Annotated in this window: 23 protein-coding genes and 1 riboswitch; of the genes, 14 read left to right on the top strand and 9 right to left on the bottom strand. The window is 43.7% G+C overall.

The genetic code is table 11. From position 1 onward, the window contains the following. Nucleotides 1–40: 40 nt before the first annotated feature. Entirely contained in the window at nt 41–391 is a 351-nt protein-coding gene (locus B5D59_RS07405; RefSeq protein ID WP_078817478.1) for a hypothetical protein, read from the bottom strand. Between the two features lie 159 nt (nt 392–550). On the opposite strand from B5D59_RS07405, the gene B5D59_RS07400 reads away from it, so the two are divergent. The 7 genes from B5D59_RS07400 to B5D59_RS07375 all read left to right on the top strand — a co-directional run bounded on the left by B5D59_RS07400 (nt 551) and on the right by B5D59_RS07375 (nt 8,717). After that, nucleotides 551–1,321, top strand: coding sequence for a conserved phage C-terminal domain-containing protein (locus B5D59_RS07400; RefSeq protein ID WP_078817477.1), 771 nt, complete (start codon nt 551–553; stop codon nt 1,319–1,321). Next, nucleotides 1,322–2,602: a replicative DNA helicase gene (locus B5D59_RS07395; RefSeq protein ID WP_078817476.1), complete on the top strand. Its 1,281-nt coding sequence runs from the start codon at nt 1,322–1,324 to the stop codon at nt 2,600–2,602. Further along, entirely contained in the window at nt 2,599–3,066 is a 468-nt protein-coding gene (locus tag B5D59_RS07390) for a hypothetical protein (protein ID WP_078817475.1), read from the top strand. Before B5D59_RS07395 ends, B5D59_RS07390 begins: the two co-directional genes overlap by 4 nt. Before the next feature lies 1 nt (nt 3,067). Beyond that, a complete protein-coding gene (locus B5D59_RS18180; protein WP_176132524.1) occupies nt 3,068–3,232 on the top strand; it encodes a hypothetical protein in 165 nt (54 codons plus the stop codon). 93 nt (nt 3,233–3,325) lie between these two features. Next, nucleotides 3,326–5,146 carry a DUF262 domain-containing protein gene (locus B5D59_RS07385; protein WP_078817474.1) on the top strand — a complete coding sequence of 607 codons (1,821 nt, stop codon included), beginning with the start codon at nt 3,326–3,328 and terminating at the stop codon, nt 5,144–5,146. 252 nt (nt 5,147–5,398) lie between these two features. Beyond that, complete coding sequence (locus tag B5D59_RS07380; RefSeq protein WP_078817684.1) at nt 5,399–5,806, top strand: (deoxy)nucleoside triphosphate pyrophosphohydrolase; 408 nt, start codon at nt 5,399–5,401, stop codon at nt 5,804–5,806. A gap of 22 nt (nt 5,807–5,828) precedes the next feature. Beyond that, a complete protein-coding gene (locus tag B5D59_RS07375) occupies nt 5,829–8,717 on the top strand; it encodes a DEAD/DEAH box helicase (RefSeq protein WP_078817473.1) in 2,889 nt (962 codons plus the stop codon). A gap of 229 nt (nt 8,718–8,946) precedes the next feature. Here the strand turns inward: B5D59_RS07375 and B5D59_RS07370 are convergent, their stop codons facing one another. Together B5D59_RS07370 and B5D59_RS07365 are read right to left on the bottom strand one after the other, a co-directional pair. Further along, nucleotides 8,947–9,252 (bottom strand): hypothetical protein, encoded by a 306-nt coding sequence (locus B5D59_RS07370; RefSeq protein WP_078817472.1) that lies wholly within the window; start codon nt 9,250–9,252, stop codon nt 8,947–8,949. Nucleotides 9,253–9,260: 8 nt separating this feature from the next. Then, nucleotides 9,261–9,575: a hypothetical protein gene (locus B5D59_RS07365; protein WP_078817470.1), complete on the bottom strand. Its 315-nt coding sequence runs from the start codon at nt 9,573–9,575 to the stop codon at nt 9,261–9,263. A 406-nt stretch (nt 9,576–9,981) separates the two neighbouring features. Between B5D59_RS07365 and B5D59_RS07360 the strand changes: the two genes are divergently transcribed. Beyond that, nucleotides 9,982–12,036, top strand: a complete 2,055-nt coding sequence (locus B5D59_RS07360) for a bifunctional diguanylate cyclase/phosphodiesterase (protein WP_078817469.1) — start codon at nt 9,982–9,984, stop codon at nt 12,034–12,036. Nucleotides 12,037–12,177: 141 nt separating this feature from the next. Then, nucleotides 12,178–13,083 carry a chemotaxis protein gene (locus tag B5D59_RS07355; RefSeq protein WP_078817468.1) on the top strand — a complete coding sequence of 302 codons (906 nt, stop codon included), beginning with the start codon at nt 12,178–12,180 and terminating at the stop codon, nt 13,081–13,083. 41 nt (nt 13,084–13,124) lie between these two features. On the opposite strand, the gene B5D59_RS07350 is transcribed toward B5D59_RS07355, so the two are convergent. From B5D59_RS07350 to B5D59_RS18175, 4 genes are all read right to left on the bottom strand, one after another. After that, nucleotides 13,125–13,520: a VOC family protein gene (locus B5D59_RS07350; protein ID WP_078817467.1), complete on the bottom strand. Its 396-nt coding sequence runs from the start codon at nt 13,518–13,520 to the stop codon at nt 13,125–13,127. 169 nt (nt 13,521–13,689) lie between these two features. Then, nucleotides 13,690–14,445: an arylamine N-acetyltransferase family protein gene (locus B5D59_RS07345; protein WP_078817466.1), complete on the bottom strand. Its 756-nt coding sequence runs from the start codon at nt 14,443–14,445 to the stop codon at nt 13,690–13,692. 103 nt (nt 14,446–14,548) lie between these two features. Next, entirely contained in the window at nt 14,549–14,986 is a 438-nt protein-coding gene (locus B5D59_RS07340) for a DUF4181 domain-containing protein (protein WP_078817465.1), read from the bottom strand. Between the two features lie 130 nt (nt 14,987–15,116). Further along, nucleotides 15,117–15,293, bottom strand: coding sequence for a hypothetical protein (locus B5D59_RS18175; protein ID WP_176132523.1), 177 nt, complete (start codon nt 15,291–15,293; stop codon nt 15,117–15,119). A 455-nt stretch (nt 15,294–15,748) separates the two neighbouring features. Between B5D59_RS18175 and B5D59_RS07330 the strand changes: the two genes are divergently transcribed. The 5 genes from B5D59_RS07330 (at nt 15,749) to B5D59_RS07310 (ending at nt 22,528) form a co-directional block, all read left to right on the top strand. Continuing rightward, entirely contained in the window at nt 15,749–16,891 is a 1,143-nt protein-coding gene (locus B5D59_RS07330; RefSeq protein ID WP_078817463.1) for a glycerate kinase, read from the top strand. Between the two features lie 103 nt (nt 16,892–16,994). Next, entirely contained in the window at nt 16,995–18,422 is a 1,428-nt protein-coding gene (locus B5D59_RS07325) for an alanine/glycine:cation symporter family protein (protein WP_139365973.1), read from the top strand. 118 nt (nt 18,423–18,540) lie between these two features. Further along, a riboswitch (cobalamin riboswitch) is annotated at nt 18,541–18,719 on the top strand. A 145-nt stretch (nt 18,720–18,864) separates the two neighbouring features. After that, nucleotides 18,865–21,087, top strand: a complete 2,223-nt coding sequence (locus tag B5D59_RS07320; RefSeq protein ID WP_078817462.1) for a ribonucleoside-diphosphate reductase subunit alpha — start codon at nt 18,865–18,867, stop codon at nt 21,085–21,087. Then, nucleotides 21,075–21,512 (top strand): flavodoxin, encoded by a 438-nt coding sequence (locus tag B5D59_RS07315; protein ID WP_139365972.1) that lies wholly within the window; start codon nt 21,075–21,077, stop codon nt 21,510–21,512. The genes B5D59_RS07320 and B5D59_RS07315 overlap by 13 nt, the downstream gene beginning before the upstream one ends. Further along, nucleotides 21,491–22,528: a ribonucleotide-diphosphate reductase subunit beta gene (locus B5D59_RS07310; RefSeq protein WP_078817460.1), complete on the top strand. Its 1,038-nt coding sequence runs from the start codon at nt 21,491–21,493 to the stop codon at nt 22,526–22,528. Before B5D59_RS07315 ends, B5D59_RS07310 begins: the two co-directional genes overlap by 22 nt. On the opposite strand, the gene B5D59_RS18170 is transcribed toward B5D59_RS07310, so the two are convergent. Both B5D59_RS18170 and scpC read right to left on the bottom strand, forming a co-directional pair. Next, nucleotides 22,483–22,752: a hypothetical protein gene (locus B5D59_RS18170; protein WP_176132522.1), complete on the bottom strand. Its 270-nt coding sequence runs from the start codon at nt 22,750–22,752 to the stop codon at nt 22,483–22,485. The genes B5D59_RS07310 and B5D59_RS18170 overlap by 46 nt on opposite strands. Before the next feature lie 62 nt (nt 22,753–22,814). Beyond that, nucleotides 22,815–24,335, bottom strand: a complete 1,521-nt coding sequence (gene scpC / locus B5D59_RS07305) for a succinyl-CoA:acetate CoA-transferase ScpC (protein ID WP_078817459.1) — start codon at nt 24,333–24,335, stop codon at nt 22,815–22,817. Nucleotides 24,336–24,403 lie beyond the last annotated feature (68 nt).

The following is a 24,403-nucleotide window of genomic DNA, read 5'->3' as shown; positions in this document are numbered from 1 at the left end:
AGCCGGAAGGACTCAGCCGTCCTCCCGGCTCCTTTTCGGCTTAATCTGCATCCACATCATTCCATGCTCCTGCCGGCAGAATCACATAGATATTGGCCCCGGGGCCTTGCGTTTCTGGTTCGATAAATGCTACCCGCCGGATCATCTCCAGTTTAATCAGCTTTCGGATTGTCCGCCGAATGGTGGAATTGGATACGTCCAATTCGTCTTCCATCTGCTTTTGCGTCAATTGTGCCACCAAAAATGGACCGGAATGTGAATGGATCAATTCGAATACCGTCCGGTCCGTGCGGTTCGTCTTGTGCCGTTTCCCTTTCAGATGCCGGCGGACGGCCGAATCCAACTCCTGCCGACTCGTGAATGTAGTATGGCCTGCTAAATGATTCGCCAACTCATCACTCCTTTTGCCCTTTATATAGCCGGGGGACCAAAAAGGGATACACGGAGAACAATTCTGACCTCACCTGTATCCTTTTCGCGAAATGTCCCTATATAGCTTGCAGAAGGGCAATGAAGTCCTTTTCAAAAATTAACAGGGAGGAATGTCGCGATGAATTTACTGATCAACGAAGCTCCTTTGCTGATCTTGCCGTCGCTTGTTAAGCAAGTGGGATTGAATGAGGCGGTCTTTCTGCAACAATTGCATTTCCGGTCACTTGTCTCACGCCATGTCTTTGAAGGAGAAAAGTGGGTGTATAAAACGTACGAGGACTGGGAGGAGGAGTTCGGGTTCTGGTCGCGCACTACCATCCGGCGCATCATCGGCAACCTGGAGGCGCAAGGGTATGTAATTTCCACGTCCAGACACAACAAGATAAAAGCCGACCAGACGAAATGGTACCGCATCAATTATTCCGCCATCGATTTTGTCTCTGCCGAAGAACAGAACCACTGCCCGGGACAGACAGCTGCAACTGCCCATGATGGACAGAAGGAGCTGCCTGAATTGAACAAACCAATAAGTAAAGAACTTAAGAACTTTAAAAAAGAGATTGTCGGGCTTCACCACGACGAGATCGTGACGGTCGTCGAATACCTCAACTTGAAAACCGGTAAACAGTTCAAGACCAATGCATCCTCTACAAGAAGACTTGTCAATGCCCGGCTGAATGAAGGCTATTCTGTGGAAGACATCAAACGGGTCATCGACTCAAAAACAACCGAGTGGCTGCCGGACCAGAAATTCCGGAACTACTTGCGGCCTTCCACTTTGTTCAATGCTAGCAACTTTGAGAACTATTTGAATGAAGGCGAGCCGGTGAAAAGTCAGGTACAGCCATTCCAGCCTTTCGAGCTGGATTTCACTAAGGGGGAGGAATAAATGAGTCAAGTTTTAGCTGAGAAGAGTCTGCTTGGCAGCATGTTGACAGAGAACCACTTAATCATGGACAGCGGTCTTAAGGCAGAGTTCTTTGAGTCCCATATCCACGGGACGATCTACAGTGCGATGCGTGAACTGGCCGGTGCGAATCGAGCGGCCGACTACATCACCCTCTTGACGATCCGGGAACCGGCAAGTCTCGGCGGAGCGAATTATCTGGCGGAACTTAAAAGCTTCGCCCATCCTGCACGCTTTGATGAATACAAGGAAATCCTCATCGGCAAATGGAAAGAAGCCGAGAAAACGAGACTGCTGCAGCTGGCCCAACAAGATAACTGGTCCCTTTCCGAAATCCAGCATTCATTCGATGCCCTGCAGGATGAGAACACGGCGGGTGTGGAGACTTCCTTGAGGAATGAGTTGGTCGCGCAATTTGAACGGCCATTCAAGCCGATGGATGAAAATACCGGCACGGCAACAGGGCTTGCTGCTTTGGATCAGATTTTGAACGGCTTTCAAGACAGTGAATTCATCATCGTGGCAGCCAGACCTTCGATGGGGAAAACAGATACGCTGAACCACTTTGCATTGAGTGCAGGCCGGGCCGGTCATCTGCCGATCATCTTTTCGCTCGAGATGAGCAAGAAGTCCATGATTGACCGATTGATCGCTGCAACGGCAGGCTATAGCCGGTTGCGTATGCGAGATCCTTACCGCCTATTCACCGATAAGCAAAAGGACGCTTGGAGCATCACCATGAGCAGGCTGGATGACTTGAATATCCAAATCGACGACAGAAGCGCCTTGAAAGTTAGCCAAATTAAAGCGAAGGCAAGGAAAATTATCAAAGGACACCCGGACAAACGCCCGATCATCTTTATTGATTATCTGCAGATCATCCGGCCTGAAGGGAATCCAGTCAACCAAAACCAAATCATCGGCCAAATCAGTGCCGATCTGAAGAATATGGCCAAGGAATTCAACTGCCCCGTGGTCGTATTGTCGCAACTGTCGAGGGCAGTGGAACATCGCCCGGACAAGCGTCCGCTCATGAGTGATCTGCGGGACTCGGGGAACATCGAACAGGATGCCGATGTGGTGGCATTTCTCTATAGGGAAGACTATTACAAGAAAGAAACCATGCCGTCAGATGAACTAGAAATTGACGTCGTCAAGCACCGGAACGGTCCGACCGGCAGAATTTCCGTGAAGTACATTAAAGAGACGGGCAAGCTGAGTGACATCGAACGATCTGCCCGGCGAGGGAGCGGAACAGGATGAAAATCACAGTCGGGGAACTTTTTGAATTTGCAGTGGAAATGGACATGAGCCTCGTCGCGCATTCAATCTATTGGGCGCTGACAAACGGCAAAGTGGATGCAAACGACAACATGGAAAAACTAAAAAAGGTGCAATCCGACGAAGCGGAAATCCTCCGCTTGCACAAAACCAATCTATTGGGCACCGGACGCATCAAACTGTATGCCGTCAAAACCCAAACGAAAGACTGGTTCGCCTTCTACTTCGCCGAACAGGCAATGGACGTATTCCAGCTGCATCGGGAAAAATTCGGCGAGAACAACGTGGACCTCCTGCCCGCTGACCGCCTCCTGTGCGGAGTGATGGCTTCCGCCGAGACCGGAAAAGAAGAGTTCCTGTTCGAACGGAAGAAACGCATGGCCGAATTCCCCGCTTACGTCGGGCATGCGAGGGCGGGGGAGCTGGTGATGTTTCAGGTGGGGTGAAATGGATGGAAAGGCAGAGATTTTTGGTGATAGGATGGATGTAGATGAAAAATGCCTGGTCTTACATGACTCTGAAGGAATTCGGGGTTGTGTGGAGGCTGGGTGTTTTCAATTCCATCCTATTATTTTCGTGTTTCTTGGTGATTATGCTGTTTCATTCGGTTAGTAGTTAAGGTCTTATTATTTTGAATTCTTTTGGCATTGAAACTGCATATACGTGTTATTCTTGAAGTAATAAGTAAATAAAGAGGGGATAATAATGAGTAGCACGTTTAAATCAAATGACACAGCAATAGCGGATATTTTAAAAAACATAGAGCATGGACAAATTCAGTTACCAGATTTCCAACGCGGATGGGTGTGGGATAACCATCGCATAAAGGCATTAATTGCAAGTGTTTCAAATGCATATCCTGTAGGGGCACTGATGTTTTTGGAGTTCAGTAATAATAGCGAGATACGTTTCAAATATCGTCCTTTCACTGGAGCAACCGCAATAAATAGTCCGGAAACTTTAGTGTTGGATGGGCAGCAACGGATGACATCTATTTTTAATTCGCTGTATTCCAGGAAACCAGTGCAGACGCGTACTGAGAAAAACAAGGAGGTCTACCGTTATTACTATTTGGATATCGAAAAGAGCCTGAATAGTACAACTGATCGGGTAGAGGCAGTCATCTCGGTACCTGAAGACAAGATCATCCGTACCAATTTCGGCAGGGATATTGAATTGGATCTAAGTACGCGCGATAAGGAATTCGCCAATAAAATGTTCCCATTAAATATTGTCTATGATTCGATTGAATGCATGATGTGGATGAGTGAGTACCAGAAATTCCACGCCTATGATCCAATCGTGTTTCAACAATACGTGGAATTCAATAAAGAAGTAATCGTCCCAATCCAAACGTATAAAGTGCCTGTAATTACATTGGGGAAAAATACCCCTAAAGACGCGGTATGCCAAGTTTTCGAAAATGTAAATACGGGTGGTGTTTCACTGACAGTATTTGAACTGGTGACAGCGACGTTCGCTGCAGATAATTTTGAGCTCCGCAAAGACTGGGAAAAACGAAAGGAAAAGATGGTCGATGCGTCTGCCTTATCCTTTGCGAATCGAGACCAAGCCCTGTTGAAAATAGTTTCATCATCTGACTTTTTGACGGCCATTACATTATTGGAACGTTATTATGTAAAGAAAAATGGCGGGGAAGCAATCAGTTGTAAAAAACGAGATGTTTTGAAACTGACGTTGGATATCTATGTGAAACATGCCGACGAGCTATTGGAGGGTTTTATTCAGGCTGCTAAATTCATGAAGGAACAACGTATTTTTACTGCGCGAGACTTGCCGTACAGCACTCAGTTGATTCCATTGTCAGTCATGTTTACCATCTTGAAGGGTAAGGCACATGATAGCGCAGTAAAACAGAAGATCTCCAGTTGGTATTGGTGCGGGGTATTTGGTGAAATGTATGGCGGTGCAAATGAAACTCGGTTTGCTACGGATGTTTTGGGAATGATGGATTGGATTGCGGGAGGAAAAGAGCCTGATACTATTCAACGCGCCTATTTCCAACCAACGAGATTACTATCTTTGCAATCCCGTTTAAGTGCAGCCTACAAAGGCATCATGGCGTTGATTCTCAAAGAAGGGTGCTTGGATTTTATCACGGGCAGTGCGATGGACTTCACAAAATTTTTGGATGAAGGAACGGATATCCATCACATCTTCCCTCGGAAATTCTGCGAAGAGCATGGGTTGGAAAAAAGGAAATGGAACTCTATCGTGAACAAAACTCCTTTATTTGCGAAGACGAATCGTAGCATAGGAGGATCCGCTCCAAGTAAGTATATAGGGAAGATCATAAAGGAGAAACAGGCGACGGAAACAGATCTGAACAATTATCTGGCATCCCATTTAATGAGCGTTGAAGATCTGAAAAAAGACGATTTTGATGAATTTTTTATAAAAAGGGCGAAGTCATTGCTCGATTTAATTAGCAATGCAATGGGTAAACCGATTTCCAATTTGGATGGCGAAGATGTTGTGAAGGGGTTTGGTGTGACGCTAGATTGAAATACCCCTGATGAACATAGAGGTGGAAGGGTGCAAGAAGAAAATGTGTTTGTGTAAACTTTCATGATTCATTCAACAAATATAAATGTAGGAAATTTCCTGTTTGTCATGGGTGCAGCGGTTAGTCTGAAGCAAGTGATTATGCGAGAAAATGAATTGGCAATTTGAAATATAGAGATGGATGTTTGATAATATTGCATACAGACAATTTCGAACAAGATTTAATACGATACGAAGGAATAGGTGAGAATCATTAAAAAGAAGATACATGTTGTAGGAGCAATTATTGAAAATGAACAAAAAGAAATCCTTTGTGCACTGCGAGGACCAGAAATGACATTACCAAACTACTGGGAGTTTCCAGGAGGCAAAATTGAGCAAGGTGAATCAAAGGAAGAAGCACTAAAACGAGAAATTCAAGAAGAGTTGGGTTGTACAATAGAAGTTTACGAGCATATAGATGATACCACGTATGAATACGAAAAAGTCATCGTAAGATTGGAGACGTTTATGGCAAAGATTGTTTCTGGATTACCCGTAGTCTCCGAACATGCAGAGCTAAAGTGGATGACTAGACAAGAATTGCCATCGCTTAACTGGGCGCCAGCAGATATTCCTGCGATTGAAAAGTTATCAAATTATAAACTGAATAAATATTAGTGAAAAGTGACGTGATGTTCATATGGAAGACTTTATTCGTAACTTAACAACATCCTTACATAAGGGGTTCATAGATAAAGATCAGAGTAATTTTGGACGCTTTAAACCAGAACTTCTCATTAACAATGAAAAGAAAAATAATTATGTATTAAACACAATACAAGAAGAACTCGCAACTAGTGAGGATTTCCTTTTTTCAGTTGCATTTATAACGGAGAGTGGACTAGCTACACTAAAGTCCTTGTTTTTCGATCTTGAAAAAAAGGGTGTTACTGGGAGGATATTAACCTCCACTTATTTATATTTTAATCAACCTAAAGTATTTAAAGAACTTATGAAATTAACGAATATTGAAGTACGCTTAACCACCTTAAAAGGATTTCATTCGAAAGGATACATATTTAAACATAGTACTCATTATTCATTGATTGTAGGGAGTTCTAATTTAACTGCGCATGCACTAAAGGTAAATTACGAATGGAATGTGAAATTAACATCTCATGAAAATGGCGATATTGTTCATCACTTTAAAAATCAATTTGAGGATGTATGGGCTGGCTCGGAATTACTCACTGAAAAATGGATTGAAAGTTATGAAGCAAAGTACAATGAGAATGCGGATAAAACGATAGCTGGGCAAGTAATTGATATGCCAGAGCAGTATACACCTAACGCAATCGAAGAGTCTTTAAAAATAGTCCCGAACACTATGCAACAAGCAGCATTGTTACAAATTCAGTCACTTCGTGATGAAGGAAAAGATAAGGGGCTTGTTATTTCTGCAACAGGCACGGGGAAAACCTACTTATCAGCATTTGATGTAAGGAACTTTGCACCTAAGCGCATGTTGTTTATTGTTCACCGAGAACAAATTTTAAACAAGGCGAAAAATGACTTTCAGAGAATTCTTGGGGGGATCAGTGAGGACTTTGGACTATATGTAGGTGAAAGTAAACAAGTAGACAAAAAATACCTATTTGCTAGTATCCAAACCCTTTCAAAGCAAGAGAACCTTAGCCAATTCGATCCGGCAGATTTTGACTATATATTGATAGATGAAGTACATAAGGCAGGCGCAACATCTTATCAAAGAGTCATTGATTATTTTAAGCCAAAATTCCTAATGGGAATGACAGCGACCCCGGAACGGACAGACGACTTTAATATATATGAACTGTTCGATTACAATATTGCATATGAAATTCGATTACAGGAAGCCCTTGAAGAGGATATGCTTTGCCCATTTCATTACTTTGGTGTGACAGACTTTGAACATAATGGAGAGGAAATTGATGACGCAACACTATTATCCAAGCTTGTTACAGAAGAAAGGGTCAATCATATCCTAGAAAAAATAAATTACTATGGATTTTCGGGTGAGAGTGTTAAAGGGTTAATGTTCTGCAGTCGAAAAAATGAAGCAGTACAGTTATCGCAAGCGTTGAATGAGAAGGGATTACGAACTGTGGCTTTGCTGGGGGACCATTCTCCAGAGGAAAGAGAGCGCCAAATAAGTCTATTGGAAAATGGTTTTCTTGATTATATTTTTACCGTGGATATTTTTAATGAAGGAATCGATATTCCGTGCATCAATCAGGTCGTTATGCTGAGACAAACGCAGTCGAGTATTATCTTTATCCAACAGCTTGGAAGAGGGCTGCGTAAGCACGAGTCAAAGAGTTATGTCACAATCATTGATTTTATCGGCAATTATAAAAACAACTACCTCATTCCCGTGGCTTTGTCGGGCGATCAGTCCCTGAATAAAGATACTATACGCCGATATACGAAAGATACGAGCTATTTAAAGGGTGTTTCAACGATTAATTTTGAAGAAATCGCCAAGAAAAAAATCTTTAGTTCCATCAATCAAAGCAACTTAACGGCATTAAAGATATTAAGGGACGCATATAAGGAATTGAAGAAAAGGATTGGTAGAATCCCATACTTACATGATTTTGTCGTGCATCACTCCATTGATCCGACCGTTATTACAGATAAGTATGTGAACTACTATCAGTTTTTACTGAAAATGAATGAAGAAGTTCCGGCAATAAGTGTATATGAAGATAAAGTACTGACAATGTTTTCAACGGAAGTATTGAATGGGAAACGTAAGCATGAAATTATTTTGGTCGAAATGTTATTAAAAAAGGGTGTACTTTCGCATCAAGAGTATCTGGCTCAGTTAGAAGCCGATGGTTGTCGGACTGATGAGGCAACCCTTAATTCAGTAAATCGAATTTTGGATCTATCGTTTTTTACACAGAGTTATAAAAAGAAATATGGGGACAAGCCAATTGTGGAATTGAATGGGGAGGGCGACTATCAGCTCAATACATCTATACAAGAAAGCTTGGCGAACAATCCATATTTCACAAAACTGATTAAAGATGTCATAGACAGCGCAAATAGGAAAGCGGAAAAGTATCAATGTGACCAGCCACTTACGTTATACGAAAAATATTCAAGAAAAGACGCATGTAAATTGTTGAATTGGAGTAAAGATGAAAGCTCAACAGTATATGGTTATAGGTCAAAGTACGGCTCCTGTCCTATTTTTGTTACATATGAAAAAGAGGAAAACGTTGAATCAAGTATAAATTATGGGGATGAATTTATAAATCCAGCTCTTTTTAAATGGTACTCTAAAAATAATAGGAAGCTTGGATCTAAGGAAGTTCAAGAAATTATACATTCAGCTGATAATGACCTTGATATCCATATTTTTATACAGAAAAGCAAGGAAGAGACGGACTTTTATTATCTAGGAAAAGGATTCCCTGACAAGTTGTCAGTTGAAGAAGACAGGATGGTCGATAAAAATGGGAAGGACCTTCCTGTTGTGCATATGAACATGGTGATGGAGCATGCTGTAAAGGGGAAGTTGTATCATTATTTGATGGAGTAGTAAAAAGGAAGGTTTTATTTATAGTACGTTGAACCGTATCATAAGTAAATGAAGTTTTTTCTTTTATCAATTAAACGGCACAATTAGATATCTGCTAGTTGTGCCGTATTTAATATCTAATAACAATTGGTACGGTATAATGTAAGTCCTCATGCATTCTTAATATGTTGTTTTAGTATTCCTCTCAAAATACCAATGCAACTGATACTGACAAATCTCTTGCATCCAACTAAATAAAATTCCCCAACCTCAAAAGTAATCTTCCCCTTCGAAGAACCCTCCACTTCGTCATCGGCATCTCCGCAATCAATCTCGCAACTTTCATCTCATCATACACATGTAACGACTTCCCGCGCTGATCCGCCAAATCCGCATCTCTCCCATAAGGCTTCTCCATTAAATACGCATGAAAAAACAGGGCTGCTTCCATAGCCGTCACAGACTTATACCATTCACCAGGGCTCCTCAAAAACATATACTTCAGCACGACCGTCTTATAGTTCTTATGCATGAGCGTCCGATTCACTTCAATCAATCAATCAATCAATCCTTATACCGATCAAGCACTTCCTGTTTCAATGCATCTAATTCGTCGGCATGCGGGTAGGTCTTGAATTTCTGCTGGATGGCTCTCGAATCCTCTGTCGCCTTCAAATGAAATTCCAAATACGTCGGTCGATAACCCAGCTCCACTTTCAATCCGAAATAAGCATCCGCCAGCCGCTGCTGGATCGGTTCATTCTGCTTCATCGCTTCCAGCAAATCAATCACTGCTGTCTCGGTCTGAATTAATTCCAGAAAATAGGCCAGTTCCTCGATTGGATCTTTTGCATTGTAGGTATCTTCATACTCTGCCACCCCTCGTGCATCTTACGGTTCACTTCTGTTATATAAGGATCAACTTTCAATATATATGTCTTGCACGTCTTACCATCCTGTTCGATGATCTGTGGAATCAGATCACGCACCAATTTATTATAGACCGGCATTTTATCTTCTCCTATTCTTTCACTATTCCCTATGTTCTACCATAGCGAAAGAGAAGGATGTCATGCTTAGACAGCTTTCGTCCACCATAAGATTCATTATTCTATTCGTTTTGCGGTTTTTCAACACAAACCCCTCTAAAAGTCGTTGACTAGAATAGGAATATAGTAAATAATAAATACTAACTAGATTTATAGGCATTATACGAGAATGAGCATTTAGAATCATCAAGAAGTAAAATTTCCCCTTTTGTCATAGGCTAAGGAGGCGAGGCAATATGTTTACTCCACCAGACTACCAACAATATGTTGAAATCCCGAGCACCTATTCAATCGGTATACTTTTATTGTCTCTACTTGTCATAGGCTTCACATCCTACACCACGTTGTCGCTTTATGACCGGATGCAGAAACCGAGCTTCTTTAAGCGAGAAATCTGGCTTATCCTGGCTTCGTTGGCCATGGGTTTTGGGATTTGGGCAACTCATTTTGTATCGATGAACTCCTTATCGCTCCCGCTGGATATGCATGTCAATTACATGACCAGTTTTCTATCCATGTTGCCGGCCATCATTGCTTCTTTCCTGGCATTCCAACTTATTCAAGGCCCCATGAAACCTAATTGGAAATATACGATTGCGGCTGTGCTGTTCGCAGAAGGCATGACGGCCATGCATGTGCTGGGTATGCAATCAATGGAAGTCGAGGCTGTGGTCCAACATGACTGGCAACTGCTTCTGGTGGCGAACGTGATTGTCGGCCTGTTTTCTTACATCACCTTCCGGCTCATCGGTAATCCGAAAAACACGACTGCTGGAAAATGGATTGCCATACTATGTTTGACGTTGGCACCAGCCGCCATGCATTATTTAGGTTTGCTCGGGACTCGCTATTATATAAAAAACGGGCAGCCATTCATGGATCAAGCAGTCAATCATATGCTTTTATTGAATTCGGTTATTGGCGTGGGTGTCGGTGTATTGCTGGTCGTCATGTTATTGACAACCTATATTGACGGCTATTTGGACTATTGGCTGAAGTATTTTGATGTATTGACGAAGCTGCCCAATCGACGGAATTGGGAACGTGAACTGACGGATGATGTAGCGGCAGGAGATGTGGCGGTCTGGAATTTCCCTGATTTGCAGCGTGTCAATCAGTTATATAGTTATGAGGCTGGCGACAAGATCTTGCAGCAAATCGGCGAACTATTGTCGAAATGGAAGCCAAAGTTCGCGCAATTATATCGGGTAAGTGGAAATCGATATTTATTCTGCGTCAATCAATCCGGACGTTCGGCGGATTTCTATAAAAATCTGGTCATTCTTCAACGAGAGATTGACCAATTGCTGCCGATCAAACGACAGGAGATGCGCTATACGTGTGCATTAGCGAAAGCGGATCAGCGGAAAACGAAAAAGCAATTGTACCAAGAAGCGCTGATGGTCGTCGATCAAGCGACTCTTTCTCGTGAGTGGGGCTTGGTTACGTTTGACCCGGCTATTTATGGAACGTCCTATGAGCAAGAAGTGTTGCGGGATATTTCGAAAGCGATGGAGGAAGAGCATCTTCATCTTGTGTATCAGCCGAAAGTGAAGGGCGCCACTACTGAATTTGTCGGAGTAGAAGCTCTGCTGCGATGGGATCACCCTGAACTCGGACCGATATCGCCCGCTGTATTCGTACCATTTTTAGAATCAGATGGACGGATGGGGGAAGTGACCGACTGGATCATCCATAAAGTTTGCAGGCAGATTCACGACTGGGACGCGCAAGGTGTGCATATTCCACAAGTCGCCATCAATATTCCGGGCGAATACGTAACGGAGCCGCATTTATTGGACGTGTTATGGAAAGAGACGGACGCATTCCGTATCGAGCCAAGCCGGATTGAGCTGGAAATCACGGAGACGAGTACGGCGAAATCGATCACGCTTGCCATGACCGCATTGAAGAGGTTTAAGCGCTATGGTTTCGCGGTAGCGCTGGATGATTTCGGTACGGGTGTCTCCTCGCTGTCCTATCTGCAGCAATTGCCGATCACGACATTGAAAATCGATAAGTCGTTCACGGATGTAGTTCCTGCGTCGCCAAAAGAATGCGCCGTGCTCAATGCCATCCTGAACATCGGGCAATCCATGGATCTGAAAATCGTCATCGAGGGAGTAGAAACCTTAGAGCAAGTGGAGTTCTTGCTTGATCTTCAGCCGGACTTGATTTTCCAAGGGTATTACTTCGCGAGACCGATGGCTGTCGACCAGTTGGTGAAGTGGGTTGATAAATCGGATGAGCGCCAACGAGTAATGCAACTCGGTAAGCAGCCTTCAAAATAAAAGGGGCTACTATATTTCTTCGTATTGTCATAGATTGATAGGTGATCCATATGGTATAGTAGTCCTATGGCACCAAAATGAATACGATACTGTGAATTTTTGATAAATAGATAGACAAATCGTCTGAGAGGGTGGAAGAAGTTGGCGAACGATTCAGGGATTTTATTGGAAAGTGGTACAAATGAGCTGGAGATTGTCGGGTTTGAAATGGGAGGCAACCGTTACGGTATCAACGTTATCAAAGTGAAAGAGATTATTATGCCGTTGCCGATCACCCCGATTCCGCACGCGCATTTTGCGGTGGAGGGAATTGTCCAGTTACGCGGCGAAGTGTTGCCAGTCGTCAACATGGAAAAGATTTTAGGGATGGCTCCTTCAAGCAATCCTTCAGATGAAAAATATATCGTCGCTTCGTTTAATAAACAGACCGTCGTTTTCCAAGTACACAATGTGACACAGATTCATCGGATTTCATGGGATCAGATCGAGAAACCTTCAGGCATCTATGCAGCCGAGAATTCCCAAGTCATCGGTGTCATCAAGTTAGACGGCGAAATGCTGTTATTGCTGGATTTCGAAAAGATTATCCTCGATATTAATCCGGACGCGGGCATAAATGTGGACCAGGTGAAGAAGTTAGGCAAACGAGAGCGATCTGACAAGCGTCTTTTGATTGCAGAAGATTCCCCTCTGTTGCGTAAATTATTGAATGATACGTTGCAAGAAGCAGGCTATGGCAACTTGGACTTTTATGAGAACGGTAAAGATGCTTTCGATTATTTGGAAAGCATTGTAGAACAAGGCATCGACGTGAAAAAAGAAGTCCAGCTCGTCATCACGGATATCGAGATGCCGCAAATGGACGGCCATCACTTTACGAGACGAATTCGCGAGAATCCGAAGCTTGCTGGATTGCCGGTCATCATTTTCTCTTCGCTAATCACGGACGATCTTAAGCATAAAGGATTGAGCGTCGGGGCGGACGATCAAGTGAGCAAGCCGGAAATTGCCGAGCTTGTATTGAAAATCGATAAGTATATATTGTAAGAAAAGGAGACTCCAGTTGATTCTGGAGCCTCCTTTATTTATTACGGAAGATTTAATTGCCAGGAAATACCGTACCGATCATTTAGCCAGCCAAACTTCTTGCTGAAACCATAGTCATCCAGCGGCATAAGAGCTTGTCCATCCTGGATCAGTTTCCCGTAAAGATCGTCCAGCTCCTTTTCCGAAGTGCAAGTGAGGTAGATTGAAAACGAAGGAGTGAAGGAGAATTCATGTTTTAAATTACTGTCGATGCACATAAATTCCTGCCCCTTCAAAGAAAAGGTCGCATGCATCACCGTTCCTTCATCCCCGGCTTCATTCGCTCCGTAGCGGGTGATGCTTGTAATTGCCGAGTCCTCAATAAGTGATGTGTAATAATTCATTGCTTCTTCTGCATTGCCATCTTGGAACATTAAAAATGGTGTAACTTTCTCCATATAAATCAATCCTTCCTCTGTTTTCTTAAGTTTCTAACATGCAACTGCGGACTTCTTTTATAATAAGTTGAATTTTTTTGCGGTGGTCTGAGACCGAAACGTGTTCTTTCATTGGTAGGGGAATGCGACCAACCATTTTGGGGACATGTCAGCCTAATGAAAGAGTATATCATGATTCCTTAAGATGAATACCGAAGTATCGTTCCAGAACAGCAGCCCTTTCGCTGTTGTGAACGGTTTTCTCTTGTTTTTCCCCATTGTGAGTGACGACTAAAGTATCCCCTGAAAGTGTAATCCGGCCATCCGAAGTGGCAATCGTGATGAGTTCTTTGTTCGTAAAATGGGAATCAGGGGAGGTTTGATTAAAATGGCATGCCTCTTCAAAGTCCATTAACTTTTTAGGAGTTATGTCAAAGCGAAGCAACGTATTCCATTCAGCATCGTTACCTTTTCTTTGCAGGTCAAAAATACTCTCTTCTATCTTTTCTGCACGGTATACCCCGCTGACGTCTTCTTGCGGTTCGCCTGTTAAGGGGAGTGGCATTCTAGTAGAGTCGCCAAATCCTACATCGACTAAATAAGGCAGATCTAGTTGGACAATCTGGGCGGCATGACTTTCTTCTTTTGCCCAAGTGCCTTTGGGGGTTCTCACGGTTCCAGCTATCAAATGATTGTTGAAGCCAAGCCCTTGCAGTAACCAGTTGAATAGCCCATTTAATTCATAACAAAAACCGCCGCGCTGATTCAGTACAATTTTGTTGTAATACGTTTCTACGTCTAAGGGAATCGGAACATTGTGCATCACATCTAAATTTTCAAAGGGAATATGCAGCATATGTTGCATCTGAAGTTGGGAAAGTGTTTCAATACTTATCCCTTTTATGTCCTTTAGACCGATTCGTTGCAAATATTGACTAATTTCCATATCGAGATGCTCCTTTACGTAAATTATTTAATTTACTGTCTGTTATGGTAAAGCCTTTTAAGAAAATTGGCTTCAATAGTACTGTATGTGTATATTTTTAAGTCTACCCAAACAAGCCGAAAAAATCAGTCAAATACATTGAAAGTAAGAGCATTGCAAGAAGAACTAATTGAGAAGTTGTTAAAATGTAAGCGTTTTTATTTTCTGAATACTTCCATTCCATAATAGCTGTAACGATTTCAGTTATGAAAATTAATGCAAACAGTAAAATGTAAGGTTCTAAAAACAAGATTGGATCCGATGGCAGTCTTGATATATTGACGATGCTTCCGACTATGATAGCAACAATAAAGACAATTCGAATGGTCCAATCAATCTTTTCATGCAATGCATTCATATGGTTATCTGAAAATAACTTCTTCTTTTTAACTTTAAGGATTTTTCTCATAATGGCATTAAACGAAAAAAACAGCAGCCAAACAACGAATAAAAAAAGGAAGAACGTTGGCCAAAAAGATGATCCCACCCCGAAATAAATCATATTTATCTCATCACACCTTAGTTATTTATTTAAAAAGGTATCTATACGCAAGATAATTGTATATTGCAATCTGGAACTGATAGGGATTGTGCTTATCCGTTTATCAAGTCCGGCAGGTGAATAAAACTTCTCAATTATTACCGCTTCCTTTGTTGATCTTGCTGGAAAACACAGTCATCAAAACAATAAAAACAGGCAATAGACTCCACAAAAAGAATCCCCATTGATGTGTAATTAAGGATAATGCTAAAAAGAAAGCAAGAACTATAATTGAAATATACACGGAACGTTTTTGGTAGTTATTCATCCTGCACACTCCTTTTTCAAGTTATCTAAATACCTTGTATTCCTACACGTGTTATTCCACACAAGGAATTATTATGTTGGCCTCATCAAGCTATTTATCTCTGTTTTCTTTCCGTGCTTCCGTTCCCATCAGTATTTTTAATACGTCCTTTTATGTTTGACAGGATGACTCCAATCAAAGCGAACAAGTTTAAACAAAAGGATAGTAAATAATATGTACTTGTTGACCCTTCTAGAAGATAGGACCCATATCGCAAAGTATTGATCACTAAGATAACCAATAGTAGAACAAACATTTTACTATTCATTGTTCATTCTCCTTTCTGAAAGTTCACCTAGCTTACCTCTCGTACTTGCCGTTGATTATATCGTACTCTCAGAAAAATTGAAAATATCAGTTTCGAAATGTCTGTTCTTTGTAAATCTGCTACACTACCAATAAAAGGGGCTGAGACGATGAAAGTAATTATTGCGCCTGATGCGTTCAAAGGAAGTTTGACAGCCGAGGAAGCTACAGAAGCGATGCAGACAGGTGTCAAAAAGGTATTTCCACAAGCGGAGACAATGTGTTTGCCTGTCGCAGATGGCGGGGAAGGCACATTGTCGGCTCTTATATCTGCAACGGGAGGCGTGTATAAAACATTTACTGTACGCAAACCGCTCGGGCATTTAGTAGAAGCGCAACTTGGAGTACTTGGTGATGGGGAGACGGCAGTGGTGGAACTTGCGCAAGCTTCTGGGCTGATGTTACTTGGGCCTGGTGAATTGAATCCGATGGAGGCTTCGACATTTGGCACGGGAGAATTGATTCGCCATGCGCTTGATGAAGGGCATCGCAAGTTGATCATCGGTTTAGGAGGAAGTGCGACGAATGATGGAGGAACCGGTTTGTTGGAAGCGCTAGGTGTCAGGTTTTTTGATGCGCAGGGGAAGTTGCTGCAGATGAACGGCTCTTCGCTTTCCCTCATCGATAAAGTAGATGTGTCACAGATGGATAAGCGTTTGGTAACAACGGATATTCGGATTGCATCGGATGTGGAAAACCCTTTCGTCGGTGAAAATGGTGCTTCGTACATTTTTGGACCGCAAAAAGGAGCAGATACAAAAGCGGTGAAGTTGCTGGATGAAGGATTGCTTCATTTTGCGGATAAAACAGCCAAACTTACTGGTATGCGTCTCCATAAACTGAAGGGTGCAGGAGCTGCGGGAGGTAGTGCAGGCGCTTTGCTGGCTTATTGCGGGGCGCGATTGGAAAGCGGGATTGAAGTAGTGTTGGAGGCCATTGAATTCGCAAAGCATATACAATCTGCTGATTTCATTTTGACGGGCGAGGGCAAGACGGATCGCCAGACGCTGGATGGCAAGGCATTGCTGGGAGTTGCGAAGTCAGCGAAAGTTTGCGGAGTTCCTGTCTTCGTCATTTCAGGGGCGATTGAAAAAGGTACGTGCGGGGAATTGAGTGAGTGGTTCTCTGAACTGCGTGCTTTAGACGACGGCAGCAAGACGCTGGTTGAGTTGATGGCGAATGCATCCGGGCTGCTCTGCAGGGAGACTGCCCATTTGATGTCAGAAATAAAAAACAGCGATTTATTCTTGTGATATAGTATACTGATAAAATCCGGTTTCGTCAGTGCGAGATTATTTGCTTTGCGATGCGTATTCGGATAGTTAGCAGGGTATAGATAAACAAGGAGGTGGTCAGATGTTTCAAAATGCTTTGGACTGGCTGGTAGGACCGGCGAATAACTTTATTTGGACGTATATCTTAATAGGACTTTTACTCGCAGCTGGGGTATATTTTACGATTCGCACGAAATTTGTACAAGTGCGTTTGTTCCGTGAAATGTTTCGTTTGATCGTGGAAAAGAAGGAAGGGAATGACGGAGTTTCACCTTTCCAGGCGTTCACCATCAGTGCGGCTTCGCGTGTCGGGACTGGTAACGTGGCAGGGGTCGCCCTTGCAATTGGAATTGGTGGACCCGGCGCGGTGTTTTGGATGTGGATTATTGCGATCATTGGAATGGCGACCGCATTCATCGAGAGTACGCTCGCGCAAGTGTATAAAGTAAAAGATGGTGAGACGTTCCGCGGTGGACCAGCGTATTATATGCAGAAAGCGCTCGGAAAGCGGAATCTAGGAATCGCTTTTGCTATTTTGTTGACACTATGTTTCGGTTTCATTTTCAACGCAGTACAATCCAATACGATCAGCCAATCCTTCATGAATGTTTTCGGTATTCCAGATTGGGGTGTCGGTCTCGGATTGGTAGTACTTACAGCCATCATCATCTTCGGCGGTGTCCAGCGCATTGTCAAAGTGACGCAGACGATAGTTCCCGTGATGGCAGTATTCTACATTCTGGTTGCGTTGTTTATCGTTGTCATGAATATTACGCAGGTTCCTGCCATGTTCATGTTGATTGTTGAACATGCATTTGGCATCAAGGAAATTGCGGGCGGTGGAATTGGGATGGCGATCATGCAAGGGGTTCGCCGAGGACTATTCTCCAATGAAGCCGGTATGGGTAGTGTGCCGAATGCTGCTGCGACAGCCAATGTTTCGCACCCGGCAAAACAAGGGCTCGTACAGAGTCTTGGTGTATTTTTCGATACGATTATAATTTGTTCGGCTACGGCATTCATCATCTTGCTTGGCGGACTATATCAGTCTGGTGAAACGGATGGAATTTTGCTGACGCAGGCATCGATGGCAGTGCATGTCGGGGCATGGGCTCCGTATTTCATTGCGGTCGCGATCATGTTCTTCGCATTCAGTTCTGTCATCGGTAATTATTATTACGGTGAGACGAATATCGAGTTCATTCACGCGGGCAGAGGATGGAAAGTGCTTTATCAGATTCTAGTCCTAGGCATGGTGTTTTTCGGTGCAGTAGCAAAAGTACAAGTCGTATGGGATATGGCCGATCTCTTCATGGGTGTAATGGCAATCCTGAATCTGATCGTCATCCTACTTCTCGGAAAAGTGGCTTTTCAAGTCCTCGACGACTTCACTGCTCAAAGACGCCAAGGGAAAAATCCAGTATTCAAAGCCGAAAGCATTCCTGGCCTAAAAGGCGCGGAATGTTGGGAGGAAACCCCTACGGATCCAGAAGATCGATTGCGTGGGTGAGTTCCGCTGAAACAATAAAGTCGTAGTTCAGAAGTCCAATTCTGAACTGCGACCTTTTTTAGTTCTTTACAGTTTACACACAACATGTTAGGGTATAACTTGTACATAAGACACTATATATAGTATTTTGATGAATCGGTACCGATAACGGTTTAAAAGGGAATCCGCTAAAAACGGAGCTGCCCCCGCAACTGATGGTATTGACGACTGTCCGTAATTATCCACTGCCTTAGGCGGGAAGGATGGACAGAAGAGAGACATGCCAGCCAGGAGACCTGCCATTCATCATGCGATACATTCTTCGGGGTTGGAGAGTGGAAGCGAAACGCAGAGGTTTTTGTTTGCCTGTCGTTTTCCGCTTACTACCATCCGTCACATGACGACTCCCGATTGATCGGGAGTCTTTTTTTATTTTTTATTATTTTTGAGGGAGCGGATATTAATGGCTATTATTCATGAAACAGTCGGTCTTGATTTATTGATGGAAAATCTACAGGAAGAGTTCGGGAAACAGGAAGTTGAGCCATTAGTCGAAGCGAGCCGGCGATATCAAGAGCGGCATCCGGAAAGTTCAGCAACGGATTGGACGAATGCGATGGTCTTGAAATCACTGAGCAGAATCGATGAAGCGAATACCTACTGGACGTTCGTGGCCGCGCGGATTTATCTATATGATGTGTATGCGAAGCAAAAAGCGCTGCGTGGCGCAGATGTTTATACTGACTTTGCGAAAAATGTAGAACGCTTGGTGGAGCAAGGGCTCTATACGTCGGTGTTGACGGAGAAGTACAGCCGTGAAGAACTCGACGAAATCGGCCGTTTACTGGAGCCGACCCGCGACCTTTTATTTACTTATATTGGATTGAAAACATTGGTGGACCGCTATGTCACAGTAAACTTCTCCAAGCAGCCGGTAGAGTTGCCGCAAGAACGCTGGCTCGTCATCGCGATGACATTGATGCAGGATGAAACGGAAGAGCGCATCCATAAAATTGGGGAAGCATACTGGGCGATGAGCAATCTTTACATGACGGTTGCAACTCCGACTCTGTCGAATGCAGGGAAGATGCACGGTCAGTTATCCAGCTGTTTCATCGATACAGTGGATGACTCCTTGCAGGGCATTTACAACAGCAATACGGATATTGCGAACTTATCGAAATTCGGCGGCGGGATTGGCGTCTATATGGGGAAAGTCCGTTCACGCGGTGCATCTATCCGAGGATTTGAAGGTGCTTCAAGCGGTGTGCTGCCATGGATCAAGCAGTTGAATAACACGGCAGTCAGCGTCGATCAGCTCGGTCAAAGACAGGGTGCGGTAGCGGTGTACTTGGATGTGTGGCATAAAGATATCTTTACATTCCTCGATTTGAAGCTGAATAACGGTGACGATCGTTTGCGTGCACATGATATTTTCACAGGCGTTTGCTTGCCGGATCTGTTCATGGAGAAAGTGGAATCGCGCGAAAACTGGCATTTATTCGACCCGCATGAAGTACGGACGAAGATGGGCTATTCATTGGAAGACTTTTATGATGAGACAAAAGGAGCCGGCTCGTTCCGTGAGAAGTATGAGGAATGTGTCAATAATCCGGAGTTATCACGCGAAACGGTATCTGCGATTGAAATCATGAAACGTGTATTGCGCAGCCAACTGGAAACAGGCACACCATTCATGTTTTACCGCGATGAAGTGAACCGGATGAACCCGAATAAACATGAGGGAATTATTTATTCTAGTAATTTGTGTACAGAAATTTTGCAAAATATGTCGGCTACCACATTCGAATCGGTTTCATTGGAAGACGATATGGTCGTTACACGCAAAAAGCCGGGCGATTTCGTTGTTTGTAATCTATCTTCCATTAACTTAGGAAAAGCGGTGATGGCGGACGTGCTCGATCGCCTGATTACGATCCAAGTGCGAATGCTCGATAATGTCATCGATCAAAATAAAATTCCGGTGGTACAGGCACAACGTACGAATGCGCGTTACCGTGGTATCGGACTTGGTACATTTGGCTGGCATCATTTATTGGCATTGAAAAATATGCAGTGGGAATCCGACGAGGCTGTGGAGTATGCAGATGAACTTTACGAAAAAATTGCATATCTGACGATCAAAGCGTCGATGGAACTGTCGAAGGAAAAAGGCGCATATCCATTGTTTGAAGGCTCCGATTGGCAGACAGGGGGGTACTTCGAGCAACGCGAATACGACTCGAACAAATGGCGGGAGCTACGTATGGACGTAGCAATCAACGGAATGCGCAATGGCTATTTGATGGCTGGCGCGCCGAATAGTTCTACATCTGTTATAGCGGGCTCTACTGCTTCGATCGACCCGGTTTTCAAGCCGTTCTATCACGAAGAGAAAAAAGACTATAAATTGCCGGTCATCGCACCCGATTTGGACCATAACACGTATGATATCTACCGCCGTTCCGCGTATATCGTCGATCAGCGCTGGTCAATTAAACAAAACGCCGCACGCCAGCAACATATCGATCAGTCGATTTCATTCAATATTTACGTACCGAATTCCATTCGGGCATCTGTCCTGCTTGATTTGCACATGCAAGCATGGAAATCCGGTATGAAAACAACGTATTATATGCGCTCAACAGCTTCTGAAATCGAGGAGTGCGAGTGGTGTCATTCCTGATTGCGTACACTTCCTGGAGCGGCAATACGGAGGAAGTGGCGGAGTTGATAGCGGATAAGATAAGCCGTGAAGGAATCGAAGTCGACACCCATCGGATAGGCATCGGGGTCCTTCCGGATGTAAATAAATATGAAGCATTCTGCATTGGTTCCTTTACATGGGAAAAAGGTTCAACGCCGGATGAAGTGAAGGACTTTGTGGCGGCTATCGGCTTCAAGCCAGTGCCTGTCTACGTCTTCGGCACAGGGGATACGCAATTTGGTGGAGATGAGTTGTTTTGCAAAGCGGCAGAAAAGTTAGCGCGCTTCTATCATTCACCATTTGAACCGTTAAAGATCGAACAAAGCCCGCGTGGCACGCAAGAAAAATTGGTAACGAATTGGACGAAAGGAGTGCTCGACCATTGGCGACACTTACAAGAGTAAAAGTATTGAATCCAGCAAATCCGAACAAAGCGACGGCTATTTTTGGTGGGGAAGCAAGCGGCATTTTGAACTGGAATGACTTGGCGCATCCACATTTCTATACATTGCGTCAGCGTATCCGTTCTCTTTTTTGGACGGCGAATGAAGTGGATATGACACAAGACGTAAAGCAATTCCCGCGCCTTTCGATAGAAGAGCAATCTGCCTTCTTGAAAATTATCGGCCTGCTCGCAACATTGGATGGCCCACAAACAGTTGTGGCGATGAAGATCGCGGACTTTGCGACGGATCCTTCCGTCAAGTCGATTATGGCGACAATTGCGGACCAGGAAAGTGAACATAACCATAGTTATGCATACGTCCTTTCTTCCGTCACCAATCTAGACAAGCAAATGGCTTCATTTGAAATGGGGCGTACGGATGAAGTGTTGATGAAACGTAATGAACGGATTGTGGAAGTCTATAATGAGTTAGCTGAGAATCCGACAATCGAAACAGTTTTGAAGGCAATGGTTTATACAACATTGCTTGAAGGTTTATTCTTCTACAGTGGGTTTGCATTTTTCTATAATTTAGCACGTCACCAGAAAATGGTCGGGACATCTACTATGATTTCGTATATCAATAGAGATGAACTGCAACACGGGAAAGCAATCAGCGATATTTTCCGCGCAGCGCTTGCGGAAAATCCTGAATACAATACGGATGAATTCACAGATTGGATCTATGATCAATTCCGTCATTCCGTCGAGCAAGAAGTTATTTGGAGCCGCTATGTACTAGGCGAAATCGAAGGTCTCGACATGGAGGAAATGGAAGGCTACATCAAATATCGTGCCAATAAAATGCTGCGCATGCTTGGATTGAGTGAAATCTATCCCGAGTTCACGGACAATCCGATGAAATGGATTCGCGCATATGTCGATAACTTCGATGATACGAAGACAGATTTCTTCGAACAAACAAGCCGTCAGTATGTGAAGACGAGTGATTTGAATGGCTTTGATGATTTGTAAGAAGTGAAAAGGGAAGGGAAGCGCCAATCGCGCTTCCCTTTTTCCGTACATGATTGCCGGCAAGCAAGCAAAAGTTTTGCCGTACCGAGCCAACCCCGCGCCGTACCGAGCCAACCCCGCGCCGTACCGAGCCAATCCCGCGCTGTACCGAACCAACCCCGCGCTGTACCGAGCCAACCCCGCGCCGTACCGCACCAAACCCACACCACACCGAACCAATCCAACCCCCAGACAATCAAAAAAAACGAGCGGATTAAAAATCCGCTCGCTGTGCTAAAAAAGAAATTTATTTCTGAACAGGTGCTTCTTTGTGCATCGTTTTGTTCTTCGCAAGATTTACGTGCCAAGACAATGCTTCTTCCAAGATGTGTGGTGTTTGTCCGCCAACTTGGTCTTTTGCTCGGTTGAAGTAATCACGCAACTCATCCTTGAAGTCAGGGTGCGCACAGTGCTCGATCAATGCTTCCGCTTTTTGTCTTGGAGCCAGGCCGCGAAGATCCGCGTAGCCTTGTTCCGTAACAATTACGTCTACATCGTGCTCTGTGTGGTCTACGTGAGAACAGAAAGGTACGATGGATGAAACATCGCCGCCTTTTGCATATGACTTCGTTACGAAGATTGCGATTCGTGCGTTACGCGCGAAATCTCCGGAACCGCCGATACCGTTCATCATGCGTGTACCGCTGACGTGTGTAGAGTTAACGTTTCCGTAGATGTCCAGCTCAAGCGCCGTGTTGAAGGAAATGATGCCCAAACGACGGATAACTTCCGGGTGGTTGGATACTTCCTGCGGACGGAATACAAGCTTGTCACGGTATTTACCGATATCTTCTTGCAAGCTGTCCAAACGCTTCTTAGAAAGCGTTAATGAAGTCGCAGAAGCAAACTTTACAACGCCGTCGTCGATCAAGTCGAAAATCGCATCTTGAAGGACTTCAGAATATACTTCGATGTCTTTAAACTCAGAAGTTCTCATGCCGTCAAGAACTGCATTTGCTACTGAGCCGACACCAGATTGAAGAGGCATCAACGTTTCGTCCATGCGTCCTTTTTTAATCTCATCACGGAAGAAGTCGAGCAAGTTATTTGCGATTTCCTGTGTCTCTTCGTCTGGAGGAACGATAGGGGAAGGAATATCGCCTTTCTCTGTAATAACAATCCCGCGTACTTTTTCAGGATCAACTTTGATACCAGGCGTACCGATTTTGTCAGTTACACTGTATACAGGAATTTCTTTTCTTTCGCCTTGTTTTGCAGGTATGAAAATGTCATGCAAACCTTCATATTCAGCCGGTACATTGACGTTTAGTTCGATGATGACATGTTTTGCGTTCTCAACAAAAATTGGTGAGTTGCCTACCGATCCAGTTGGGATGATTTGTCCATCTTCCGTAATAGCAGCCGCTTCGATGATTGCGTAGTCGATTGGGCCGATTACGCCTTGGCGTACCCACTCAGCTGTATGGGAAAGGTGCTGGTCGATGTAGAAAGACTCACCGGAGTTGATTTTTCCGCGCATTGCTGGGTTGCCTTGATAAGGAATACGTAAGTTGATCATGTCTTCTTCTGCCATCAACTCATCGACGTTTGGCCCGAGAGAAGCTCCAGTGAAAACGTTTACTTTCAACTTTTCTTTTTTACCTCTTTCCGCTAATGCCAATGGAACCGCTTTCGCATCTCCAGACAAAGTGAATCCACTTAAACCTAGAGACATCCCATCCTCAATCCAAGATGCTGCTTCTTCTGCTGTTACGATTTTGTCTTTTAGTGCTTCACAACGAAGAACTTTGTTTAATTCGTTTGCCACGGTATCATCCACCTAACCTTTCATTTTAACTATAATTCTATCAGTAATCTAAATAAAATCAACATAAT

The sequence above is a fragment of the Sporosarcina newyorkensis genome (assembly GCF_900167515.1).
GTDB classification, from domain to species: Bacteria; Bacillota; Bacilli; order Bacillales_A; family Planococcaceae; genus Sporosarcina; species Sporosarcina newyorkensis.
Note: the sequence above shows the minus strand (reverse complement) of the source record. Positions and strands in the feature narration are given on the sequence as shown.

Excerpts from the sequence above, each read along its gene's own strand:
- B5D59_RS07360 (WP_078817469.1), top strand. The coding sequence starts at position 9,982 with ATGTTTACTCCACCAGACTACCAACAATATGTTGAAATCCCGAGCACC.
- B5D59_RS07345 (WP_078817466.1), bottom strand. The coding sequence starts at position 14,445 with ATGGAAATTAGTCAATATTTGCAACGAATCGGTCTAAAGGACATAAAA.
- B5D59_RS07330 (WP_078817463.1), top strand. The coding sequence starts at position 15,749 with ATGAAAGTAATTATTGCGCCTGATGCGTTCAAAGGAAGTTTGACAGCC.
- B5D59_RS07375 (WP_078817473.1), top strand. The coding sequence starts at position 5,829 with ATGGAAGACTTTATTCGTAACTTAACAACATCCTTACATAAGGGGTTC.
- B5D59_RS07350 (WP_078817467.1), bottom strand. The coding sequence starts at position 13,520 with ATGGAGAAAGTTACACCATTTTTAATGTTCCAAGATGGCAATGCAGAA.
- B5D59_RS18180 (WP_176132524.1), top strand. The coding sequence starts at position 3,068 with ATGGATGGAAAGGCAGAGATTTTTGGTGATAGGATGGATGTAGATGAA.
- B5D59_RS07400 (WP_078817477.1), top strand. The coding sequence starts at position 551 with ATGAATTTACTGATCAACGAAGCTCCTTTGCTGATCTTGCCGTCGCTT.
- B5D59_RS07390 (WP_078817475.1), top strand. The coding sequence starts at position 2,599 with ATGAAAATCACAGTCGGGGAACTTTTTGAATTTGCAGTGGAAATGGAC.
- B5D59_RS07385 (WP_078817474.1), top strand. The coding sequence starts at position 3,326 with ATGAGTAGCACGTTTAAATCAAATGACACAGCAATAGCGGATATTTTA.
- B5D59_RS07320 (WP_078817462.1), top strand. The coding sequence starts at position 18,865 with ATGGCTATTATTCATGAAACAGTCGGTCTTGATTTATTGATGGAAAAT.
- B5D59_RS07325 (WP_139365973.1), top strand. The coding sequence starts at position 16,995 with ATGTTTCAAAATGCTTTGGACTGGCTGGTAGGACCGGCGAATAACTTT.
- B5D59_RS18175 (WP_176132523.1), bottom strand. The coding sequence starts at position 15,293 with ATGAATAACTACCAAAAACGTTCCGTGTATATTTCAATTATAGTTCTT.
- B5D59_RS07395 (WP_078817476.1), top strand. The coding sequence starts at position 1,322 with ATGAGTCAAGTTTTAGCTGAGAAGAGTCTGCTTGGCAGCATGTTGACA.
- B5D59_RS07340 (WP_078817465.1), bottom strand. The coding sequence starts at position 14,986 with ATGATTTATTTCGGGGTGGGATCATCTTTTTGGCCAACGTTCTTCCTT.